This is a genomic window from Phycicoccus ginsengisoli (genome assembly GCF_054779295.1).
On the sequence record NZ_BAAGYN010000002.1, the window covers coordinates 153,036 to 174,856 of the forward strand.

Annotated in this window: 18 protein-coding genes; 7 read left to right on the forward strand and 11 right to left on the reverse strand. The window is 72.3% G+C overall.

The genetic code is table 11. From position 1 onward, the window contains the following. Positions 1–54 precede the first annotated feature (54 nt). Positions 55–1,317 carry a DNA polymerase IV gene (gene dinB / locus ACYVDO_RS03345; RefSeq protein ID WP_460932812.1) on the forward strand — a complete coding sequence of 421 codons (1,263 nt, stop codon included), beginning with the start codon at positions 55–57 and terminating at the stop codon, positions 1,315–1,317. Positions 1,318–1,418: 101 nt separating this feature from the next. Beyond that, on the forward strand, positions 1,419–1,823 hold the full coding sequence (locus ACYVDO_RS03350) for a DUF3040 domain-containing protein (protein WP_460932813.1): 405 nt from the start codon (positions 1,419–1,421) through the stop codon (positions 1,821–1,823). On the opposite strand, the gene ACYVDO_RS03355 is transcribed toward ACYVDO_RS03350, so the two are convergent. Beyond that, positions 1,817–2,299, reverse strand: coding sequence for a DUF456 domain-containing protein (locus tag ACYVDO_RS03355; RefSeq protein ID WP_460932814.1), 483 nt, complete (start codon positions 2,297–2,299; stop codon positions 1,817–1,819). The genes ACYVDO_RS03350 and ACYVDO_RS03355 overlap by 7 nt on opposite strands. 19 nt (positions 2,300–2,318) lie before the next feature. Next, positions 2,319–2,540: a DUF7455 domain-containing protein gene (locus tag ACYVDO_RS03360; RefSeq protein WP_460932815.1), complete on the reverse strand. Its 222-nt coding sequence runs from the start codon at positions 2,538–2,540 to the stop codon at positions 2,319–2,321. A 393-nt stretch (positions 2,541–2,933) separates the two neighbouring features. On the opposite strand from ACYVDO_RS03360, the gene ACYVDO_RS03365 reads away from it, so the two are divergent. Further along, the gene (locus ACYVDO_RS03365) at positions 2,934–5,090 is read left to right on the forward strand and encodes a DNA gyrase/topoisomerase IV subunit B (protein WP_460932816.1); all 2,157 of its coding nucleotides are present in this window, start codon (positions 2,934–2,936) and stop codon (positions 5,088–5,090) included. Positions 5,091–5,267: 177 nt separating this feature from the next. Continuing rightward, the gene (locus tag ACYVDO_RS03370) at positions 5,268–6,650 is read left to right on the forward strand and encodes an APC family permease (RefSeq protein ID WP_460933404.1); all 1,383 of its coding nucleotides are present in this window, start codon (positions 5,268–5,270) and stop codon (positions 6,648–6,650) included. Positions 6,651–6,654: 4 nt separating this feature from the next. Here the strand turns inward: ACYVDO_RS03370 and ACYVDO_RS03375 are convergent, their stop codons facing one another. The 9 genes from ACYVDO_RS03375 to ACYVDO_RS03415 form a co-directional block, all read right to left on the reverse strand. Beyond that, positions 6,655–7,704, reverse strand: coding sequence for a LacI family DNA-binding transcriptional regulator (locus ACYVDO_RS03375; protein WP_460932817.1), 1,050 nt, complete (start codon positions 7,702–7,704; stop codon positions 6,655–6,657). Between the two features lie 74 nt (positions 7,705–7,778). Then, positions 7,779–8,003, reverse strand: a complete 225-nt coding sequence (locus ACYVDO_RS03380; RefSeq protein ID WP_460932818.1) for a hypothetical protein — start codon at positions 8,001–8,003, stop codon at positions 7,779–7,781. A gap of 23 nt (positions 8,004–8,026) precedes the next feature. After that, positions 8,027–8,935 (reverse strand): carbohydrate ABC transporter permease, encoded by a 909-nt coding sequence (locus tag ACYVDO_RS03385; RefSeq protein ID WP_460932819.1) that lies wholly within the window; start codon positions 8,933–8,935, stop codon positions 8,027–8,029. Between the two features lies 1 nt (position 8,936). Next, the gene (locus ACYVDO_RS03390; RefSeq protein WP_460932820.1) at positions 8,937–10,013 is read right to left on the reverse strand and encodes a carbohydrate ABC transporter permease; all 1,077 of its coding nucleotides are present in this window, start codon (positions 10,011–10,013) and stop codon (positions 8,937–8,939) included. A 215-nt stretch (positions 10,014–10,228) separates the two neighbouring features. Continuing rightward, a complete protein-coding gene (locus tag ACYVDO_RS03395; protein WP_460933406.1) occupies positions 10,229–11,500 on the reverse strand; it encodes an ABC transporter substrate-binding protein in 1,272 nt (423 codons plus the stop codon). A 242-nt stretch (positions 11,501–11,742) separates the two neighbouring features. Continuing rightward, positions 11,743–12,750 carry a sucrase ferredoxin gene (locus ACYVDO_RS03400; RefSeq protein WP_460932821.1) on the reverse strand — a complete coding sequence of 336 codons (1,008 nt, stop codon included), beginning with the start codon at positions 12,748–12,750 and terminating at the stop codon, positions 11,743–11,745. After that, positions 12,747–15,194 (reverse strand): DNA gyrase/topoisomerase IV subunit A, encoded by a 2,448-nt coding sequence (locus ACYVDO_RS03405; RefSeq protein ID WP_460932822.1) that lies wholly within the window; start codon positions 15,192–15,194, stop codon positions 12,747–12,749. Before ACYVDO_RS03405 ends, ACYVDO_RS03400 begins: the two co-directional genes overlap by 4 nt. 58 nt (positions 15,195–15,252) lie before the next feature. After that, positions 15,253–15,918: a nitroreductase family protein gene (locus tag ACYVDO_RS03410; protein WP_460932823.1), complete on the reverse strand. Its 666-nt coding sequence runs from the start codon at positions 15,916–15,918 to the stop codon at positions 15,253–15,255. Between the two features lie 75 nt (positions 15,919–15,993). After that, positions 15,994–16,602, reverse strand: coding sequence for a polysaccharide deacetylase family protein (locus ACYVDO_RS03415; protein ID WP_460932824.1), 609 nt, complete (start codon positions 16,600–16,602; stop codon positions 15,994–15,996). A gap of 40 nt (positions 16,603–16,642) precedes the next feature. Here ACYVDO_RS03415 and ACYVDO_RS03420 point away from each other — a divergent pair, with 40 nt between their 5' ends. From ACYVDO_RS03420 to ACYVDO_RS03430, 3 genes are read left to right on the forward strand one after another with little or no spacing between them, the layout of a single operon-like run. Beyond that, positions 16,643–17,611, forward strand: coding sequence for an RNA polymerase sigma factor (locus ACYVDO_RS03420; protein ID WP_460932825.1), 969 nt, complete (start codon positions 16,643–16,645; stop codon positions 17,609–17,611). Next, positions 17,608–19,077 carry a sialidase family protein gene (locus ACYVDO_RS03425; RefSeq protein ID WP_460932826.1) on the forward strand — a complete coding sequence of 490 codons (1,470 nt, stop codon included), beginning with the start codon at positions 17,608–17,610 and terminating at the stop codon, positions 19,075–19,077. The genes ACYVDO_RS03420 and ACYVDO_RS03425 overlap by 4 nt, the downstream gene beginning before the upstream one ends. 41 nt (positions 19,078–19,118) lie before the next feature. Further along, positions 19,119–21,788, forward strand: a complete 2,670-nt coding sequence (locus ACYVDO_RS03430; protein ID WP_460932827.1) for a bifunctional acetate--CoA ligase family protein/GNAT family N-acetyltransferase — start codon at positions 19,119–19,121, stop codon at positions 21,786–21,788. Positions 21,789–21,821: the final 33 nt, after the last annotated feature.

The window sequence follows — 21,821 nt, forward strand, 5'->3', positions numbered from 1 at the left end:
ACACCTCCCGGTGCTCCCCACGGAGCGCGTCGTGAGCGCCCCCCGGAGCGCGCGGTGAGCCGCCGCCAGTACGCCCTCCCGCAGCGCGGGTCCGACGGGCCCCCCGACGACACCGGCTGCACCGTGCTGCACGTCGACATGGACGCCTTCTACGCCTCGGCGTCCCTGCTGAGCCGGCCCGAGCTGGTCGGCACGCCCGTCATCATCGGCGGCGGCAACCGCGGCGTCGTGCTCTCGGCGACCTACGAGGCCCGGCGGTTCGGGGTGGCCTCCGCCATGCCCATGTCCCGGGCGCGACGGCTCTGCCCGAAGGCCACCGTCATCGCCCCTGACCACGCCCTCTACGCGCGCATCTCCGCGGCGGTCATGGCGACCTTCGACTCGATCACCCCGGTCGTCGAACCGCTGTCGCTCGACGAGGCGTTCCTCGACGTGTCGGGCTCGGTGCGCCGGCTCGGCAACCCGGCCCGCATCGGCCAGCTCGTGCGCGACACCGTCCACGACGAGCAGGGCATCACCTGCTCGGTGGGGGTGGCGCCCACCAAGTTCGTCGCCAAGCTCGCCTCGGGGCTGGCCAAGCCGGACGGCATGGTCGTCGTCCCGCGTGACGAGGTCGTGGGGTTCGTCCAGCAGCTGCCCGTCGGCGCCCTGTGGGGCGTGGGCGACAAGACGGAGGAGGCGCTGGTCCGCCTGGGGCTGCACACCGTCGCCGACATCGCCCACACGCCGCTCGACACCCTGCGCCGGGCCCTCGGGGACAGCCTCGGACCGCACCTGCACGACCTGTCCTGGGGCCGCGACCCCCGGCACGTCGAGCCGGTCCGGCGGGAGAAGTCGATCGGCTCGGACGAGACCTTCGAGCACGACGTCGACGACCCGGCCCACATCCACCGTGAGCTGCTCAAGCTCAGCGACCGGACCGCCGCGCGCGTCCGGTCCGCCGGGATGATGGGGCGCACCGTGAGCATCAAGGTGCGGTTCGCCGACTTCACGACGATCACGCGCAGCCGGACCCTGCGCGACCCCACCGACGTCAGCCGCGACATCTACGCGACGGCGCGGTCACTGTTCGACGGCCTGGGCCTCCAGCGCGCTCGGATCCGGCTCGTCGGGGTGCGGATGGAGGGGCTGGTCGACACCGAGGGGGCGCCCATCCAGGGCCTGCTGGACGAGCCGGATGCCGGCTGGCGCGAGGCCGATCGGGCGGTCGACCGCGCCAGCGCACGGTTCGGGGCGGGCAGCGTCCGTCCCGCCAGCCTCATCCGTGACGAGGGTCACCGACCGGGTAGTGCAACCCCGCGCGGGGACCTATCCTGAAGACGTCAACACACAGGCCCTGACCGGCGTCGATGTCCCTCGGCGAACGATCCGGCGGGGCTGTGCGTTGGCCGAGGTGAACGCCGACGTAGGAGGTCACGGTGCCGCTGTCAGAGCACGAACAGCAGCTGCTCGAGCAGATGGAGCAAGCTCTGTATGCCGAGGACCCCAAGTTCGCCTCGCAGATGCAGGGCGCGGGGGCCCGGGCCGCCCAGCGCCGGCGGATCATCGTCGCCGTGGTCGGGGTCGTCGTCGGCCTCGCGGTCGTGCTCGTCGGGGTCAAGACGCAGCTGTGGGTGCTCGGAGCCGTCGGCTTCGCCCTCATGGTGGCGTCGGTGACCTTCGCCCTGACCCCCCAGCGACGCCGCGCCCGCCTCGGCAGCGTCCAGTCCGACGGCACCATCCGTCGCACCAGCCCGGCCGCGCGCACCAAGTCCGCCCGCGGCGGCGGCTCCTTCATGGAGCGGATGGAGCAGCGCTGGGACCGTCGGCACGACGGCTACTGAGCCAGCAGCACCCCCGCGACCCACGTCACCGCGATCGCCACGGCCGCGAGCAGCTCGATGCCCATCGACAGGAACACCGCCCGCAGGGCTGACCTCGTCGAGCTCCACGCCGCCCGCCGGTCCCGCGAGTGGCTGAGCTCGACCAGGTAGATCCCGAGCACGAACCCCACGAACGCGCCCACGACGGGGATCACGAAGAACCCCACGACGGCCACCAGCACGGCCAGGACCAGGGTTGACGTGCGCACCCCGGCCGCCTTCATCCGACGCCCGGGCACGGCGTACTGCAACCCCACCCCGGCGCCCCAGAGCACGGCGCACACCCCGAACACCGTCCACCCGAGCGCGGACCGCGCGTCCAGGGCCCACAGGAACACGGCGGCCAGGCACAGGAACAGGCCGGGCAGGACGGGAATGACGATCCCCACCATCCCGATCAGGATCAGGAGGGCGGGGACCCAGGTGGAGGCTTCCATCCCGGAAGCCTAGGGGTGCTTACCGCTCGTCGTCCGGCGCGACGGTGGGCGTCTCGTGCAGACGGTCCGTCTCGTCGACGATGTCGGCGTACTCGCGCAGCTTCGGCAGGTGCTCGCGTCCGTGGTGGGCGCAGAAGAGCAGCTCACCGCCGGCGTGAAGGCGAGCGCGCACGTAGGCCTGGGCTCCGCAGCGGTCGCAGCGGTCCGCCGCGCTCAGGGTGGGTGCCAGTGCAGTGGTCACGTCAGCCTTCCTCCATAAGTCGTGTCTCCGGTGAGACGTCCTACTCCGGTCCGTGGTCGCCCTCCGTGGAGACCTACCCATCCCGGCGCCGGTAGCAACAGTCAAGCATGCGCCGTTCTTCCCGGCCGGCATTGGGTGGTGATGCACGTCATGCATGTCACATCAGGGGATTCGGTGCTCGGGTGTCCGGTGGATGGGAGGAACTGGTCCGGGTGGGGCGCGAGGGGCCCGAGGGGGCTACGCCCGATGCCGTATGCCGGGAGCCCCCGCCGCGTGCCTGCCGTGTGCCTGCCGCGTGCCTGCGCGGGGTGCCGGGCCGGGCGGGATAGCGTGGGGCCCTGCCCGGCGGAGCACGCCAGCCGGGGCCGACCCAGCACAGGAGCAGCACAGATCGTGGCCACCGCCACCGCCGAGACCACCGCCAAGAAGGCCGCGACGACGAAGTCGTCGAGCGACTACAGCGCCCACCACCTGCAGGTCCTCGAAGGCCTGGAGGCGGTCCGCAAGCGACCGGGCATGTACATCGGCTCGACCGACGGCCGCGGCCTCATGCACTGCCTCTGGGAGATCATCGACAACGCCGTCGACGAGGCCCTCGCAGGCCACGGCGAGCGGATCGACGTGATCCTGCACCGCGACGGCTCGGTCGAGGTCCGGGACAACGCCCGCGGGATCCCCGTCGACATCGAGCCGCGCACCGGGCTCACCGGCGTCGAGGTCGTCTTCACCAAGCTGCACGCGGGCGGCAAGTTCGGCGGCGGCTCGTACACCGCCTCCGGTGGCCTGCACGGCGTCGGCGCCTCGGTCGTCAACGCCCTGTCCTCACGGCTCGACGTCGAGGTCGACCGCGGCGGCAAGACCTACGCCATGAGCTTCCGCCGGGGCGAGCCCGGCTACTTCCCGGACGTCGCGAGCGACGACAAGAGCCCCGACCACGAGTTCACGCCCTACGAGCGGTCCTCCGAGCTCGCCGTGGTGGGCAAGGCCAAGCGGGGTGTCACCGGCACGCGGGTCCGGTACTGGGCCGACCGGCAGATCTTCCTCAAGGACGCCGCGTTCGACTACGACCAGCTCGTGGCCCGCGCCCGGCAGACCTCCTTCCTCGTGCCCGGCCTGGCCCTCGTCATCCGCGACGAGCGGCGGCTGCCCGGGACCCCGGGGGAGAGCGGCCCGCACGAGGAGGTGTTCCTGCACGACGGCGGCATCTCGGAGTTCGCCGAGTTCCTCGCCCCCGACGCCGCGGTCACCGAGGTGTGGCGGCTGCAGGGCACCGGCACCTTCACCGAGACCGTCCCGGTCCTCGACGCCAAGGGACACATGAGCCCGACCGAGGTCGAGCGCGAGTGCGCCGTCGACATCGCCGTCCGCTGGGGCACCGGGTACGACTCCAGGGTCTCCTCGTTCGTCAACATCATCGCCACGCCCAAGGGCGGCACCCACCTGGCCGGGTTCGAGCAGGCCCTGCTCAAGGTGTTCCGCAAGCAGCTCGAGGTCAACAGCCGCCGGCTCAAGGTCGGCAGCGACAAGCCCGAGAAGGACGACGTCCTGGCCGGGCTCACGGCGGTCGTCACGGTGCGTCTCGCCGAGCCGCAGTTCGAGGGCCAGACCAAGGAGGTGCTCGGCACCAACGCCGTGCGCGCCATCGTCGCCAAGGTCGTCGAGCAGGAGCTCACGTCGCGGCTGACCTCGACCAGGCGCGGCGACAAGTCGCAGGCCGCGCTGCTGCTGGAGAAGGTCGTCTCGGAGATGAAGTCGCGCATCAGCGCGCGGCTGCACAAGGAGACCCAGCGTCGCAAGAACGCCCTGGAGACCAGCAGCCTCCCCGCGAAGCTGGCCGACTGCCGCTCCACCGACGTCGAGCGCTCCGAGCTGTTCATCGTCGAGGGTGACAGCGCCCTCGGCACGGCCAAGCTCGCGCGCAGCAGCGACTACCAGGCGCTGCTGCCGATCCGCGGCAAGATCCTCAACGTCCAGAAGGCGTCCGTCTCGGACATGCTCAAGAACGCCGAGTGCGCCGCCATCATCCAGGTCATCGGGGCCGGCTCCGGCCGCAGCTTCGACCTCGACGCGGCCCGCTACGGCAAGGTCATCATCATGACCGACGCCGACGTCGACGGCGCCCACATCCGCACCCTGCTGCTCACCCTCTTCTTCCGCTACATGCGCCCGCTCGTCGAGGCCGGGCGGGTGTATGCCGCGGTGCCGCCGCTGCACCGCATCGAGGTCGTGAACGCGGGGTCGAAGAAGAACGAGCTGATCTACACCTACTCCGAGGCGGAGATGCGCAGGACCGTCGCCGGGCTGAACAAGCGCGGCCGGACGATCAAGCAGCCGCTGCAGCGCTACAAGGGCCTCGGCGAGATGGACGCCGACCAGCTCGCGGAGACGACGATGGACCCGCGGCACCGCACCCTGCGCCGGGTACGGCTCCAGGACGCCGAGGCCGCCGAGCGCGTCTTCGAGCTGCTCATGGGCAACGACGTGGCACCGCGCAAGGACTTCATCGTCGAGTCCGCGGCCGACCTCGGCCGCGAGCGCATCGACGCCTGACCCGGGGTCTGCAGCACGCTCGTCCCTTTTGCGGTGTCGCCCCGGGTGCGCCACGGTAAGGGGCAGCAGGGGTCGTGAAGGGCGACCGCCGCGACCCCAGGAGGGTGTGCCGTGAGCACTGCCCAGGACACGCACGAGTGCGCGACGGGGGAGGAGCAGACCGACCTCACGCGGGTGATGGGGCCAAAGCTCCTCCTGCTCTTCATCGTCGGTGACATCCTCGGCACGGGGGTGTACGCCCTCACGGGGCAGGTCGCGGCCGAGGTGGGAGGAGCCGCCTGGGCGCCGTTCCTCGTGGCCTTCGCGATCGCGATGGTGACGGCGTTCTCCTACCTCGAGCTCGTCACCAAGTACCCGCGGGCCGCGGGAGCGGCGCTGTACACCCACAAGGCGTTCGGCATCCACTTCCTCACCTTCATCGTCTGCTTCACCGTGATGTGCTCCGGCATCACGAGCGCGTCCACCGCCTCGCAGGCCTTCGCCGCGAACCTCGCCGAGGGGTTCGGACTCGACCCGGACAACGGTGGCCTGGTCATGGCCGTGGCGCTCGGCTTCATGGCGCTGGTCGCCGTCGTCAACTTCCGCGGCGTCGGCGAGAGCGTCAGGGCGAACGTCGTGCTCACCCTGGTGGAGCTGTCCGGGCTGCTGCTCGTGATCATGGTGGGGTTCTGGGCGCTGTTCGACGGGCGGACCGACTTCAGCCGGACGGTGGTCTTCGACAGCCCGAGCGACAAGAGCGCCTTCCTCGCGGTGACCGCGGCGACGTCGCTGGCGTTCTTCGCGATGGTGGGCTTCGAGGACTCGGTGAACATGGCCGAGGAGACTCACGACCCCGTGAGGAACTTCCCCACGATGATGATCTCCGGCATCAGCATCACCGGGCTCATCTACGTCCTCGTCGCCCTGTTCGCCGTGGCCATCGTCCCCGTCGAGGAGCTCGGCAGGAGCGACACCCCGCTCGTCAGCGTGGTCCGGGCGGCAGCGCCCTCGGTGCCGGTCGACACGCTGTTCCCGTTCATCTCGATGTTCGCCGTCGCCAACTCGGCCCTGATCAACATGCTCATGGCGAGCCGGCTGCTCTACGGCATGGCGCGCCAGGAGGTGCTGCCACCCTTCCTGGGCAAGGTCCACTCGGGGCGCCGCACGCCGTACCTGTCGATCCTCTTCACGACGGCCATCGCCCTCGGGCTCATCGTCCTGGTCACGACGCGCTCCGACAGCGACGTGGTCGCGGCCCTCGGCGGGACCACCGCGCTGCTGCTCCTCGGGGTCTTCACCCTCGTCAACGTCTGCGTCCTCGTCCTGCGCAGGGACGCCGTCGACCGGAAGCACTTCGTGGCGCCCACCGCGCTGCCGGTCGTGGGCGCACTGTGCTGCGCCTTCTTCGTGGGCCCGTGGACCGGTCGCAAGACGGTCCAGTACGAGATCGCCGGCTGGCTGCTCGCGCTGGGCGTCGTCCTGTGGCTCCTCACCTGGGTGGCGAACCGGTCCCTGCGGGCCAAGAAGACCTACCTTCGCGACCCGGAGGCGCTGGCCGACTCCGAGGGCGGGGTGAACTGACGGCTCAGCTCCCCGCGCCGGCCGGGGCGAGCCCCGGCGCGACCGGCGCCCCGACCGGCGCGGTGGAGTCGCGCTCCACGAGGCTGATGCCCAGCACCTCGTCGAGCTGGGGGTCGACGTGCCCGTGGAGGGCGTCCAGCATGATCCGCCCAGCCCGCCGTCCCTGCGCCAGGACGTCCTGGCGGACCGTCGTCAGGCCCATGATGTCGGAGTAGACGTGGTCGTCGATGCCGATGACGGAGACGTCGCCCGGCACGTCGAGGCCGTGGCGCCGGGCCGAGGCCATCACCCCGAAGGCGATCTCGTCGGAGGCCGCGACGACCGCGGTCGGCAGGGGGTGGTCCCCGGCGAACAACAGGTCGGCGTGCGCCATCGCCCCGGAGGCGGTCCAGTCGCACTCCAGCACCCAGGCCGGCGGACAGCTCAGGCCGTGCTCGCGCAGCACGGCGATGAACGTCTCGCGCCGGTCGTACGGCGTCTGCAGGTGGGTGATCGAGGCGGGCACGGTCCCGGCATACGCGATGTCACGGTGACCCAGCCCGATGACGTGCCGGGTCGCCAGTGCCATCGCGGCCCGGTCGTCGATCCGGACCGAGGGCCAGCCGGGCTGGCGGTTGCCCACGGTCACGACGGGCAGGCCGAGGCGGTCGATCAGCGCCCGCTCGGAGGGGTCCGGCGGGACGTTGAGCAGGATGATGCCGTCGGCCCGCTTCCAGAACATGCTCTGGGTGATGGGCAGGCGGGTGTCGAAGGTGTGGCCCTCGAGGTCGCAGAGCAGGACGTGGTGGCCCTTGTCCCGCAGCTCCTTCTCGATCCCGCTGACGACGGTGGCGAAGAACCAGCGGTCGAAGTAGGGCGTGACCACGGCGATGCCGCGGGTACGACCGGAGACCAGGCTGGTCGCGGCCGGTGATGCCATGTAGTTGAGCTCGTCAGCGGCCCGCAGGACGCGGTCCCGCGTCTCCGGGCTCACCCGGTCCAGGCCCCGCAGGGCTCGCGAGACCGTGGCCACCGACACCCCGGCGGCCCGGGCCACGTCCCCGATGGTGCTCATCCATGCCTCCCCTCGGTCCCACGCTCCGCGGCTGCGCGGGCGGTGTCGTCCTCGCGCGCAGCCGCCGGCGGTGCTCAGGCTCCCGTGTTGCGCCGCGCCCGCCAGACCACCCAGCAGGCGAGCAGGAGCACCGCGAGGAGGGCGGCGGAGCCACCCGCCGCCTCCCCGCGGACCTCCAGGACGACGGTCTGCACCGCCGCCATGAACGCGAAGAACCCGAGAATGCCGAGCAGCATGTCGAGGCGCTGTGCCTTGGCGCGGGCGTTGCCGGTGCCGCTGCCCGGGTTGAACAGTCCCATGAGCCGGAGGGCCAGGCGTGCGCCTAGCCCTTCACACCTCCCGCCGTGAGGCCGGAGACGATCGCCCGCTGGAACACCAGGACCATGATGATGAGCGGCACGGTGACGATGGTGCCGGCCGCCATGACCGCGGTGTACGGCTCCTGGTGCGGCTGGGCGCCGGTGAACGACGCGATGGCGACGGTGACGGTCTGGGTCGCCGGCGTCGAGAACTGCTGCGCCAGGAGGTACTCGTTCCAGCTGGCGATGAACGCCAGGATGGCCGTGGTGAACAGGCCCGGCGCCGCGAGCGGCAGCATGATCTTGCGGAACGCCTGACCCGGCGTGCACCCGTCGATCCGCGCGGACTCCTCCAGCTCCCAGGGCATCTCGGACAGGAACGCCGTCAACGTGTAGATCGTCAGCGGTAGCGCGAAGGAGATGTTCGGGATGATCAGCGCCTGGTAGTTCACGCCGCTCAGCCAGCCGAGGCTGGAGAACAGCTGGAACAGCGGTGACACCAGCGCCACGCCAGGGAACATCGAGGAACCCAGGATGATCCCGAGGACGACGTACTTGCCCGGGAAGTTGAGCCGGGCGAGGGCGTACGACGCGAAGACGCCGACGAGCATGGCCACCGCGGTGGTGACGATGCCGATGATGACCGAGTGCACGAGCGCGGCCCCGAAGTGGTTGCCACGGTCGGTGGAGAAGGCGGTCTTGAAGTTGTCCAGCGTGACGTGGGTCGGCCACGGCGTGCTGTCGAAGGTGTAGCCGACGTCGCGGAACGCGGTGACGACCATCCAGTAGAACGGGGCCAGGCCCCAGATGACCAGGACCGCCAGACCGATGTACATGCGGATCTTGGCGTTGCGGTCGCTGCGGAAGTGGATCTCCTGGGCCTCGGTGCGGCCCGCGTTCGGAGGTGCGGTGGTCGCGGTGGTGGCGGTCATGTCAGGCTCCCGTGGAGGTGGCGTTGGCGGCGACGGGGTTGCCGGTCTGCGGCTCTTCCTTGGTCGGTTCGTCCTTCTTCTTCTTGGACTGCGGCGGCCGCTGGATCACGTCGGCGCCACCGAACTTGATGAAGAGGAACGCCACGAACGCGATGAGCAGGAAGACGATCGTCGAGAGCGCGGACGCGTTGTGGAAGCCCTGCCGGATCTGCGCGATGACGAGCATCGACAAGGACGTCGTTCCTCCCGCGCCCTGCGTGAGGATCGCCGGCAGGTCGTAGATGCGCAGCACGTCCAGCGTGCGGAAGAGCACCGCCACCATGAGCGGGGTCTTGACGAGCGGGAGGGTGATCCGCACGAAGGTCTGCCACTTGGTGGCGCCGTCGATCTGGGCCGCCTCGTAGACGTCGCCCGGGATCAGCTGGAGGCCGGCCAGGATGAGCAGCGCCATGAACGGCGTGGTCTTCCAGACGTCGGCGATGACGATCGCGAACTTGGCGGCGAGCGGGTCGCTGGTCCACAGCTGGGGCGAGATCCCGACGACGCCGATGAGCTTGTTGGCGATCCCCTGGTAGGCGAAGATGAAGAACCAGAGCTTGGCGGTGACCGCCGTGGGGATCGCCCAGGGCACGAGGATCGCGGCCCGCACGAGGCCACGGCCGCGGAAGTTGCGGTTCATGATCATCGCGAACCACATGCCGAGGATGACCTCGATGACGACGCTGGTGACGGTGAAGAACATCGTCACCCAGAAGGCATCGTAGAACTGGGCGCCGAGCGTGCCCGGCGGGCAGTCGACGTTGCCGCACTGCTGCAGGAGCCAGTGGGTGTAGTTGGAGATGCCCGCGCTGCCGCCCTCGACGAACAGGCCGGTCGCGGGATCGAGGCCGGCGTCCTTCTGGAACGACAGCTGAACAGCCCGCAGCAGCGGGTAGATGATGATGACCGCCAGGAAGATGATGGTCGGCGCCACGAGCAGCAGCCCCTGACGACCTTGGCCCGCGTTGAGCCCCTTCACCTTGGGCGCCTTGTTCCTGGTGGGGGTCGAACCCTTGGTCGACTCCGCGACTGCGCTCATGCCTGCTCCTTGCCCCGGCTGCGCCGCGCCCTCGGGGGAGGGCGGGTGGTGGACGTCATGCTCGAGTGTTCAGGTGGTGCTGGCGGTCGTGCCGCCGGTGCTTCGCGGGCGGTGGTGCCGCCCGTGCTGCGTGGGCGGCGAACCGCCGGAAACGGGTGTGGGGGTGACCCCCGTGGGGCCACCCCCACACCACTGGGAATGCTGGGACCGTCAGGTCAGCTGCCGGACGCAGCCTGCATCGCGGCCTGCATGTCCTTGACCGCCTGCTCCGGCGACTTCTGGCCCTGGATGGCAGCGAAGCTGTTCTCCTGGATGGCCTTGGTCACGCCGGGGTAGAACGGCGTCACGGGACGGGACACGGCGTTGGAGATGGACTCCTTGAGGACCGGCAGGTACGGGTACTTGGACACCAAGGCCTGGTCGGCGTAGATCGACTCGATGACCGGGGCGAGCGAGCCCTTCTCCATGTTGGTCTTCTGCTGCTCCGGCGAGGTCAGGAACTTCAGGAAGTCCAGCGCGGTGGCCTTGTGGTCCGAGAAGGCGCTGATCGCGGCCATGTGGCCACCCAGCGTCGAGGTGCCCGGGCCGCTGACGCCGGGGAGCGGGGCGACCTTGAACTTGCCCTTCACCTTGGAGGAGGCGTCGGTGCTGGCCAGGTTGTAGACGTACGGCCAGTTGCGCAGGAACAGCAGCTTGCCGTCCTCGAAGGCCTGCCGGCTCTGCTCCTCCTGGTAGGTGATCGCCTGCTTGGGGATGTCACCGTTCTTGTAGTGGTCGGCGAGCACCTGCAGGCCCTTGGCCGCCTCGGGGGAGTCGACCGTCGGCTTGCCGGACGCGTCGACGACCTTGGCGCCGTAGGCGTTCATCCACTCGGTGGCGTTGCAGGTGAGGCCCTCGTACTTGGCGAACTGGCCGGCGAAGCAGTCCATGCCGTTCTTCTTGGCGATGGAGCACATCGACCACATCTCGTCGATTGTCTTCGGCGGGTTGGGCACGAGGTCGCTGCGGTAGTACAGCATCGCGCCGTCCGAGGAGGTCGGGGCGGCGTAGAGGGTGTTGTTGTACGTGGCGGCCTTGACCGTCGGCTCGAGGAACCCGTCGGTCGGGAGGGCGAACTTGTCCTTGAGGGGGGTCAGCCAGCCCTTGGCGGCGAACTCCGCGGTCCAGACCACGTCGACCGAGACGACGTCGTAGCCCGCGTCCTTGGCCTGGAAGTGCTGCACGAGGTCGTCGTGCTGCTGGTCGGCCTGGTCGGACTGCTCCTTGACCGTCACCTTCTCGTTCGGGTGGGTGGAGTTCCACTTCTCGGCCATCGGGCCGAGCAGGTTGCTGTTGTCCTTGCCCTGGACATAGGTGATGGGGCCGCGGCTGTCCGCGCCTGCGGACGAGGAGCTGTTGCTGCTGCTGCCGCCACCACCACACGCCGCGGCGACGAGCGCCACGGACGCGGCTCCGGCCAGCACCGTGAGGGTGCGCCGTGTGTGCATTCGGAGGGCCATGTGCCCGCCTCCATTTCTCGCGTCGTGCTGAGGCGGACACGCCCCCTCAGCGCTGAGGTGAACCGACCCCATGTAAACGTTTACGCCCCCGACCCGCAATCGTTGGGCGTGCTGCTTCGGGTAACGATTGCGTAACTGGGACGCGACCTGCCGGTGACGGCGTCGCGAGCAGTCGGCGGGCCGTGGCGAGGCTCAGCGGTGCATGGGCCCGGACCGGTGCGCCGGTGCCCTCAGGCGAGGGTGCGGGCCACCCGCTGGACGATCGCGACGGGCGCCTTCCCGCACGACTCCGCGAGCTCTCCGGCGCCGTGCTGGTCGACCTGGACCACCCAGGCCCGGCCGTCACGGTGCCGCACGGCATACCGCCCCGCGACGTCGTCGACCGGCTCGGTCACCAGCGCGGCGAGCTCGGTGACCGCGTGCTCGGCCCGCACGTGGGACTCGGCCGCCTGCGCGTCCGGCGCGAGCGCGCTGCGGCCGCGGTCGTGCGACGGACCGAGGACGGCGGCGGGCAGGTGTCCCGTGCCGCCCTCGTCGAGGACGGCGGCAGCGAGCCCGGCGTCGAGCCGGGCGAGGGTCGCGCCGTGGGGCAGCAGCACCCCGGTCGGGGCGAACCGGTGGCCGCCGGTGTGCGAGGCCTCCCAGACCCGGCCCGGCCGCAGGGCCGCGGCGTCCGCCGCGACCGGCCGGCCGCGCACCGCGCAGCAGACGTCACGGCGGCCGTTGGTGCACACGAGCAGCACGGGGTCGGTGGGCACGGCGCCGGGGAGCGAGGCGGCGACCGCGTCGCGGTCCCCGCGGGCGAGCGCGTCGAGGTCGGCCCCGAGGAGGGCGGCCGGGTCCTCGACAGTGACCTCCAGGAGCCAGGGGGCGACCAGCCACGGGTCGGCGCCGCACCACGCGAGGTATGCCGTGTGCCGGCCGTCGTGGTGCTCGTCGGCGTGGCGTCCCGGCCGGCGCAGCAGGGACAGCCGGCCACCGCGGTCGCTGCAGGCCGCCGCCAGCCTCGAGCCGAGGTCGGCCGGGAGGTGCGACTGGGTGGCGGCGTCACGGCCCCAGGGCCCCGGCTGCTCGAGGGCGAGGAAGAACGTCGCCCGGGCCGCGGTGCCGTAGGCGCTCACGTCCGCCCGGTCGAAGCCGACCGAGCAGGCGTCGGGGGCCGAGTGGCCGTGTCCCGACGCGGGCCCGGGGGCCGGCTGGCCGTCGGGCCCGGCGCCCACCGCGGCGGCCCCGGTCACCGCGGTGGTGCCGCGATGCGGGCGATGGGGCTGGGTGCCGGCGTGCCCGAGCCGTCACGGCGGCCGGTCGGCTCGGGCAGCTCGACCGCCACTCCGTTGGCCGCCGCGGCCCGCGCCGGGGTCTCGCCCGCCCAGGCGAGGACGAGGGTGTCCTCGCCCTTGAGGAACCGGTGGCACCGGACGCCGCCGGTGGCGCGGCCCTTGGGCGGGTACTCGGCATACGGCGTCACCTTGAGCGAGCCGGGCTCGGTGCCGGGCAGCGCGCCCGACGAGCCGGAGGAGGTGACGACGACGGCGTCGGCGCCCGCCGCCACGGCACCGAAGAACGCGACCCTCGCCCCGGAGGCGAGCTTGATGCCGGCCATGCCGCCCGCGGCGCGGCCTTGGGGGCGCACGGCCGTGGCGGGGAAGCGCAGCAGCTGCGCGTCGCTGGTGATGAACACGAGGTCGACGGCCTCGGAGGTGAGGCCGACGGCACCGACGACCTCGTCGCCGTCCTTGAGCGAGACGAGCTCGAAGTCGTTGCGGCCGGGGTAGTCGGTCGTGACCCGCTTGACGACGCCCTGGGCGGTGCCGAGGGCCACGCCCGCGCCGTCGGTGCCGAGGGAGACGATGGTGAGCGGCTCCTCGCCGGCGGGCAGGTCGACGTACGCCGCCAGCGGTGCCCCGCCGGAGAGGTTGGGGGAGCCGTTGGTGGGCGGCAGGGTCGGCAGCTCGAGCGCGGACAGCCGGATCATCCGGCCGCGGGAGGTGACCAGGCCGACCTCGCCGCGGGCGGTCGTGCGGACCGCGCCGACGACGACGTCGTGCTTGCTGCGCCCGCCCTCGGTGGGGATCGGGTCCGCGGTCGTGGTGCGGGCCATCAGGCCGGTCGAGGACAGCAGCACCCAGCACGGGTCGTCGGCCACCTCGAGCGGGGAGGTGACCGTCGCCGGGACGCCGGCCGACTCCAGCAGCACGGTGCGCCGGGGGGTGCCGTGGGCCTTGGCCACGTCGGCGAGCTCGGTGGAGACGAGCCTGGTGAGCAGGGCCTCGTCGCCGAGGATCGCCTCGAGCTCCTCGATGAGCCGCTCGAGCTCGGACCTCTCGTTCTCCAGCTCGATGCGGGAGAACTTGGTCAGGCGGCGCAGCTGCAGGTCGAGGATGTAGTTGGCCTGGACCTCGGTGAGGTCGAAGACCTCGATGAGGCGGGTGCGCGCGATGCCGGAGTCGTCGGAGGAGCGGATGACCTGGATGACCTCGTCGATGTCGAGGATCGCGACGAGCAGGCCCTCGACGAGGTGCAGGCGGTCCTTGTTCTTGCCGAGCCGGAACTCGGTGCGGCGGCGGACGACCTGGGTGCGGAAGTCGACGAAGACGCGCAGCAGGTCCTTCAGGCCCAGCGTGCGCGGCTGGCCGTCGACGAGCGCGACGTTGTTGATGGGGAAGGAGTCCTCCATCGGCGTCAGCTTGTAGAGCTGCTCGAGGACTGCGTCGGCGTTGAAGCCGTTCTTGACCTCGATGACCAGGCGCAGGCCGTGCTTGCGGTCGGTGAGGTCCTTGACGTCGGCGATGCCCTGCAGCCGCTTGGACTGGACGTTGTCCTTGATCTTCTCGATGACCTTCTCGGGTCCGACGAGGTAGGGCAGCTCGGTGACGACGATGCCCTGGCGGCGGGGGGTGACCTTCTCGACCCGGGCGGTCGCGCGGGTGCGGAACGAGCCCTTGCCGGTGAGGTAGGCGTCGCGGATGCCGTCGAGCCCGACGATGCGCCCGCCCTGGGGCAGGTCCGGGCCCGGGACGAACTTCATCAGGTCGTCCAGCGAGCACGACGGGTGGTTCAGCAGGTGCCGGGCCGCGCCGATGACCTCGACGAGGTTGTGCGGCGGCATGTTCGTGGCGAACCCGACCGCGATGCCGCTGACGCCGTTGACGAGCAGGTTGGGGTACGCCGCCGGCATGACGTCCGGCTGCATGAGCTGGTCGTCGTAGTTGGGGACGAAGTCGACGGTGTCCTCGTGCAGGCTGCCCGTCATGAGCAGCGCCGCGGGTGCCGGTCGGGCCTCGGTGTACCGGGAGGCGGCCGGGCCGTCGTCGAGCGAGCCGAAGTTGCCGTGCCCGTCGACCAGGGGCAGCCGCATCGTGAACGGCTGGGCCATCCGGACCAGCGCGTCGTAGATCGCGGTGTCGCCGTGCGGGTGGTACTTGCCCATGACGTCGCCGACGACGCGCGAGGACTTCACGTGGCCGCGGTCCGGGCGCAGGCCCATCTCCTGCATGGAGAACAGGATCCGGCGCTGCACCGGCTTGAGGCCGTCGCGGGCGTCGGGCAGCGCGCGGGCCTTGATGACGGAGACGGAGTACTCGATGTAGGCGTTCTGCATCTCCTCCGACACGTCGATGTCGGCGATCCGCTCCACGAAGTCGTCGGGCGGGGGCGGTGCGGCAGCGGTCTTGCGGGCCATGCGGTGGGCGTCTCCCGGCGGTTGGGACAGGGCGGGTGGGGAACCACCCCATCCTGTCCTACCCGCCGGAGGGCCCCTCGCCCGCCACGCCGCTGAGCCCGTGGTCGGCTCCGCCGAACGTGCCCCAGTGCACGACCTCGGCCGCCGGGCGGCGGGGCCGCGTGCGGCTGGAGCCGCCGACGCGGGCGCGTTCGTGGCCGAGCGCCACGACCCCCACGAGCCGCCGGTTGCCCGGTATGCCGTGCGCCTCGCGCACGCGGTCGTGCGCGGCCGCGGGCACGCCGAAGAACAGCGCGCCGAGGCCCTCGTCGACCGCCGCGAGCAGCATCGCCATGGCCGCCATGCCCGTGTCGACGTCCCAGTAGGGGACCGGCCAGCGGGCGGGGTCGCGGTCGGTCCAGCCCTTGTCGGGCTCGGCGTACCGGTCGAGGTAGACGTCGGGGTCGGAGAGGCAGAGCACGAGCACGGGTGCCGCCGACACCCCGCGCAGCCAGGCGTCCGGCTCGCCGGGGGTGTCGGCGGTCTCGGCGGACACTGCCGACCAGAACGCGTCGCGGTCGTCGTCCCCGGCGAGGACGACGAAGTCCCAGCCCTGGCTGAAGCCGGCGCTGGGAGCCCGCTGTGCGGCACACAGGACGGCGTCGAGGGCTGGACGCCCGACCGGGCGGTCGGGGTCGAACCGGCGCACCATCCGCCGCCGGCGCAGCACCTCTCGCAGCTCCACGCACCCATTGTGTCGGCTGGTGCCCGCTGGTGCCGGCGGGTGCCGGCGTCCGTCGGCTTCGGCCGGCGCAGGGCGTCAGCGCAGGGCGTCGAGGGTGGTGAAGCCGTAGCCGGCAGCACGGAGGCCCGCGATGACCCGCGGCAGCGCGGCGGCGTCGAGGGTGGTGTGGTCGTCCGGGTTCGCGCCGACGTGCATGAGCACGACCTGACCCGGGGTGCGCCCGGCCAGCACCCGGGCCACGACCGAGTCGACCGACTGGCCGCCGCTGGTGCCCTTCCACCCGAGCGAGTCGGTGGTCCAGCCGACCGCGCCGTAGCCGGCGGCGTGGACGAGGGCGAGGCTGTGGCTGCTCGAGTCGCCGAACGGGAAGCGGAAGAACGGCCGCGGGCTGCGACCCGCCACCGTGGTCACGGCCGTCTCGGTGCGCGACAGCTCGCTGCGGACGGCACTGTCGGACAGGGCCGGGAAGTGCGGGTGGTCCCAGGAGTGGTTGCCGACCGGCCCGACGGCCGCCATCTGGCGCACCAGGGCGGGGTTCGCGGTGGCGAACTGGCCGGTGACGAAGAACGAGGCGGGCACGCCCTGGCTGCGCAGGGTCGCCAGGATCGACGCGGCGCCCTGCGCGCCCGCCCCGCCGTCGAAGGTCAGCGCCACGACCCGCCGGGTGGTCGGGAGGCGCGTCACGACCCCGTCGGCCAGGGCGGCGGGCAGGGTCGGGCGCGGCGTGGGCGGACGCGCCGAGGAGGTCGTCGAGGTCCGGGACGGCGTGGGGGACGTGGGGCGGGTCGAGGAGGTCGTCCTCGGGGTGGTGGTCGTCCGTGGCTTCGGGGTCGAGGTCGTCGAGGCCGGCGTCGTCGGCGCCGAGGACGTCGTGGAGGACGTCGTGCCGGTGCTGGGGCGAGCGGAGCTGCCGCTCCCCGTGGGGGTGGCCGGGGTGCGCTCCGGCGAGCCGCAGCCGGACCACAGCACCGCGGCCACGAGCCCGGTGGCGACCAGCACCGCACGTGACCTCGCCGGCGACGACCTCATGACCCATCGTGGGCGCCGCGTCGGGCGTGGGCGCAGAGGCCAAGGTCCCGCCCGCACCCGGGGCTGCCAGAATGCTGCCCAACCGCGCGGACCCCAGTGGCGTCACAGGGACATGACCACGTTGGCCGGGCCGATCCCCGCGGTGAGCTGTCGGGGAGTGGATGCGGTGCCTGCGCACGAGTCGGTGGACGTGGAGTCTGCCCTGCGTGAGCTCTACGAGATCCACTACGCACGGCTCGCCGGGTGGACGACCAAGCTCGTCGGCGACCCGGACATCGCCCACGACCTGGCCAGCGAGGCCTTCGTCAAGCTCTACCGCGACTTCGCCAGGGTCGACGAGCCGCGCCCGTGGCTGTACACGGTGACGGCCAACCTCGTCCGCGACCACTGGCGCAAGCGCGGACGCGAGGCGGCGGCCTACCAGCGCCACGAGGCGGGGCGCGACCCCGTGACGCACGCCCCCGACCACGCCACGACCCTGACGGTGCGCGACGCGGTCCAGGCCCTGCCGGACCGCCTGCGGGTGGTCGTCCTGCTGCACTACTTCGCGGACCTGCCGGTCGCGACGGTCGCCCGGCAGCTGGAGAAGTCCGAGGGCACCGTCAAGCGAGACCTGTTCGACGCGCGCCGACGGATGGCGCAGACGCTGGGAGAGACCCGATGAGCCGCGACCTGACCGACCTGCCCGGGTCGGGCGACCAGCACGACCCGGTGGAGGAGTTCTTCGCCCGCGAGCGTGCCGAGGTCCGGGACCTGCCGGCCGGGCGCGAGCACTGGGAGGACATCGTCCGCGAGGCCCGCCGGCCCGCCCGTCGCCCGTGGCTGCCGTACGCCGCCGCGGCCGCCGTCGCGGCGGTCGTCGCCGCGGGGGCCTGGGCCGGTCTCGTGCACGGCCCGGGCGACCGCACCAGCCCTGCGACCGCGTCCTCCTCGCAGCGTGCGCTGGAGACGGTCACCCGGACCGTCACGGCGCCCGCACCCTCACCCTCGGCCGCCACCACGCTGGGCGGCACGACGCCCGTGCCGCCGGTGTCGACCCCGCCGGGCCCGCTGCCCGTCGCCACGTCGTTCAGCCTGGTGTCCATGACGAACGCGGGCCGGGGCGTCCTCTACGCGCTCGGTTCCGCGACCTGCCCCGGCGGCAAGGCCTGCACCCAGGTCGTGACGTCGCGCGACGACGGCCGCACCTGGACGGCGCTGTCCACCTTCACGACCCTGACCACGCCGGGTGCCCGCAGCACCCCGACGGGCCCCCACCAGCTGGTGGGCATCCGGTTCGCCTCACCCGAGGTCGGCTACGTCTTCGGGAGCACGACCAAGCGCACCGTCGACGGCGGCCGCAGCTGGCAGGACGTCGACGTCGACCGGCGGGTCGTGCTCTCGCTCGAGACCGACGGCGACCGGGTCTGGATGGCCACCGCGCGGTCGTGCACGGCCACGGACACGTACACGCGGACAGGCTGCACCGACCTCGAGCCCCGGACCGGGAAGGCCGGGGACACCTCGACCTCCGTGGTCTTCGCCAACCACACCCCGGTCGATGCCCTGGCGGCCTGGATCACCATGGACGGCCACGACGCCTACCTCAACACCTCGCTCTCCGACCCGGCCCGTCTGCAGGTCGCCCACCCGGGTCCGCTCGTCCGGCTCACGGGTCCGGCCGGCGCGGTCGAGCCGGTCGCCGGCTGCGACTTCGGCCTGTGGGCGTCGGGGTCGGCGGCCGCGCGGGGCACCCTCGTCGGCCTGTGCCCGACGAAGGGCAAGGCGCAGGACGAGTGGTCGGTCGTCGTCTCCACCGACCGCGGCATGACCTGGACGGCCACGCCGTCGCCGGGGCTCGGGGCCCCCACCGCACCGGGGCCCTGGCTCACGAGCACGGATGCCCAGCGCCTCGTCGCCGTCACCGGGGGAGCGCCGACGAGCGCGTCCGGTGCGCCCGCGTCCAGCTCGCTGCTGGTGAGCACCGATGGGGGGCGCACGTGGAGCGACACCGGGCCCGGTCGCGGGGGAGCGCCCGCCTGGGCGGGGGCCGCCGGCGGGTCGCTCGTGTACGCCGTCGAGGGCGGCCTGTCGTACTGGCGCAGCACCGACGCCGGCCAGCACTTCAGCCAGGTCCCCCTGCGGCGCTGACGCCCTCCGGTCGGTCGTGCCGGTCTGCCATGCTTGGCGCCATGACGCAGGCCGCGGCCCCTCCACCCGGGTACCCGGCGTGGTGGGAGGCCGACGTCGTGCTCCGCGACGGGTCGGTCGCCCACCTGCGCCCCATCACCCCCGCCGACGCACCGGCCGTGCACCGCTTCCACGCGGGGCAGTCGGACGAGTCGATCTACATGCGCTTCTTCGCGCCGCTGCGCCAGCTCAGCGAGCGTGACGTCACCCGCTTCACCACGGTCGACTACCACGACCGGGTCGCCCTGGTGGCGACCGTGCGGGGCGAGATCATCGGCATCGGCCGCTACGACCGGGTCACCCCGACGAGCGCCGAAGTGGCGTTCAACATCTCGGACTCCTTCCAGGGCAAGGGCATCGGCTCGGTGCTGCTCGAGCACCTCGCGGTCATCGCGTGGGAGTCCGGGATCGAGGAGTTCACGGCGGAGGTGCTGCCGCAGAACCGCAAGATGATCTCGGTGTTCGGCGACGCCGGGTACGAGGTGAGCCGGCGGTTCGAGGACGGTGTGGTGTCGCTGCGGTTCGACATCCAGCCCACCGAGCGCTCCGAGGCCGTGCGGCTGTCGCGCGAGCACCGCGCCGAGTCGGTGAGCATGCACTCGGTCCTGTTCCCGGACTCCATCGCCGTGGTCGGCGCCAGCCGCCGCACCGACTCGATCGGCCACCGGATCCTGGCCAACATCCTCGCCGCCGGCTTCCACGGCGCGGTGCACGCCGTCAACCGCGAGGCGATGGAGGTGCTCGGGCTGCCGAGCCACACGCGCGTCTCGGAGATCCCGGACGACGTCGACCTCGCGGTCGTCGCGGTCCCCTCGGACGAGGTCCTCGAGGTGGTCGCCGACTGCGCCGAGGCGGGGGTGCGGACGCTGCTCGTGGTGAGCGCCGGTTTCGCCGAGGCCGGACCGGAGGGGGAGCAGCGGCAGGCCGCGCTCCTCACCGCGGCGCGGGACGCCGGGATGCGGGTGCTCGGGCCCAACTCCTTCGGCGTCATCAACAACTCGCCGCACGTGCGGCTCAACGCCTCGCTCGCCCCGGAGCTGCCGCCCGCCGGTCGCCTGGGCCTGTTCGCCCAGAGCGGCGCCCTCGGCATCGCGGTCCTGGCCTCCGCCGCGCGTCGCGGCCTGGGGATCTCGGTGTTCGCGTCGGCCGGCAACCGGGTCGACGTCTCCGGCAACGACTTCATGCAGTACTGGATCGACGACCCGGACACCGACGTCGTCGGCCTCTACCTCGAGTCGATGGGGAACCCGCGCAAGTTCTCCCGGATCGCCCGGCGCCTCGCCCTCACCAAGCCGGTCGTCGTGGTGAAGTCGGGGGTCTCCTCCTACGGCGTCCCCCCGGGGCACCGGGCCCGGACGACCAGGGTGCGGCCCGAGGCCTTCGACGCGATGCTGCGCCAGGCCGGCGTCATCCGCGTCGAGAACGTGCACCAGATGTTCGACGTGGCCCAGCTGCTCGTGCACCAGCCCCTGCCCGGCGGGAACCGCGTGGCCGTCGTGGGCAACTCCGACGCCCTCGGCGCCCTCACCGCGGAGGCCTGCGTCAGCTGGGGGCTCGAGGTCACCCACGGCCCGGTGTCCCTGCCGAGCGACGCGCGGGGCGAGCTGTTCGCGCAGGCCCTCGCGGACGCCTTCGCCGCCCCCGACGTCGACAGCGTGCTCACCTGCTTCATCCCGCCCCTGGTCACCCTGGACGAGGACGTCGCGACCGCCGTCCGAGACGCCGCGCTGGAGTCCGACAAGCCGTGCCTGGCGACGTTCCTCGGGATGCGCGGCGTCGTCGAGCGCCTCGCCGGCACGACGAGCGACGGGCGCGAGGAGGTGGTCCCGGCATACTCCATGCCCGAGGACGCGGTGCGCGCCCTCGCCGCCGCCACCCGGTATGCCGCGTGGCGCTCGCGCGACCACGGCGTCCCCGTCCGGCCGGTGGGCATCGACCGCGAGGCGGCCCAGCACCTCGTCGACGAGGTGCTCGAGCGTGACCCGGAGGGACGGCGGCTCACGCCGGCCGAGGCGGGCCACCTGCTGCAGGCGTACGGCATCGAGATGTGGCAGAGCCTGCCCGCCACCACGGCGGACGAGGCCGTCGCGGCGGCGGAGGCGGTCGGCTACCCCGTCGTGGTGAAGTCGGTCGCGCCGCTGATGCAGCACTCGCCCGGCCTGTCCGGCATCCGTGTGGACCTGCGCACCGAGGCCCAGCTCCGCGGGGCGTTCGAGGCGCTCAACGAGCTGCTCACCCCGCTGGCCGCGAACGCGTTCGTCGTGCAGCGGATGGCCACCCAGCCCGGCATCTCCTGCGTCGTGCGCAGCGAGGAGGACCCGCTCTTCGGGCCGGTGGTGTCGTTCAGCATCGCCGGGGCTCCGACCGAGCTGCTCGGCGACATCGGCCACCGGATCCCGCCCCTGACCGACGTCGACGTCTCCGACCTCATCTCCTCGGTGAAGGCGTCCCCGATGCTGCACGGCCACCGGGGCGCCGCCCCGGTCCACCGGGCCGCGCTCGCGGACCTCATCGCCCGGGTCTCGGTGCTCGCCGACAACCTCCCCGAGGTCGCGAGCCTCGTGCTCAACCCGGTGAACGCCCACACCGGTGGGGTCGAGGTGCTGGGGGCCGAGGTGACCCTGTCGCCGATGCCGCGGCGCAAGGACCCGGGCCGGCGCACCCTCACCTGAGCGGCCCGCGGGCCCCGGCGAGAGGCTGACCTG

Bases quoted from the DNA above. Each gene is read 5' to 3' on its own strand.
- ACYVDO_RS03355 (WP_460932814.1), bottom strand. From the start codon at position 2,299: ATGGAAGCCTCCACCTGGGTCCCCGCCCTCCTGATCCTGATCGGGATG.
- ACYVDO_RS03370 (WP_460933404.1), top strand. From the start codon at position 5,268: ATGGGGCCAAAGCTCCTCCTGCTCTTCATCGTCGGTGACATCCTCGGC.
- ACYVDO_RS03375 (WP_460932817.1), bottom strand. From the start codon at position 7,704: ATGAGCACCATCGGGGACGTGGCCCGGGCCGCCGGGGTGTCGGTGGCC.
- ACYVDO_RS03380 (WP_460932818.1), bottom strand. From the start codon at position 8,003: ATGGGACTGTTCAACCCGGGCAGCGGCACCGGCAACGCCCGCGCCAAG.
- ACYVDO_RS03385 (WP_460932819.1), bottom strand. From the start codon at position 8,935: ATGACCGCCACCACCGCGACCACCGCACCTCCGAACGCGGGCCGCACC.
- ACYVDO_RS03390 (WP_460932820.1), bottom strand. From the start codon at position 10,013: ATGAGCGCAGTCGCGGAGTCGACCAAGGGTTCGACCCCCACCAGGAAC.
- ACYVDO_RS03395 (WP_460933406.1), bottom strand. From the start codon at position 11,500: ATGCACACACGGCGCACCCTCACGGTGCTGGCCGGAGCCGCGTCCGTG.
- ACYVDO_RS03405 (WP_460932822.1), bottom strand. From the start codon at position 15,194: ATGGCCCGCAAGACCGCTGCCGCACCGCCCCCGCCCGACGACTTCGTG.
- ACYVDO_RS03425 (WP_460932826.1), top strand. From the start codon at position 17,608: ATGAGCCGCGACCTGACCGACCTGCCCGGGTCGGGCGACCAGCACGAC.
- ACYVDO_RS03430 (WP_460932827.1), top strand. From the start codon at position 19,119: ATGACGCAGGCCGCGGCCCCTCCACCCGGGTACCCGGCGTGGTGGGAG.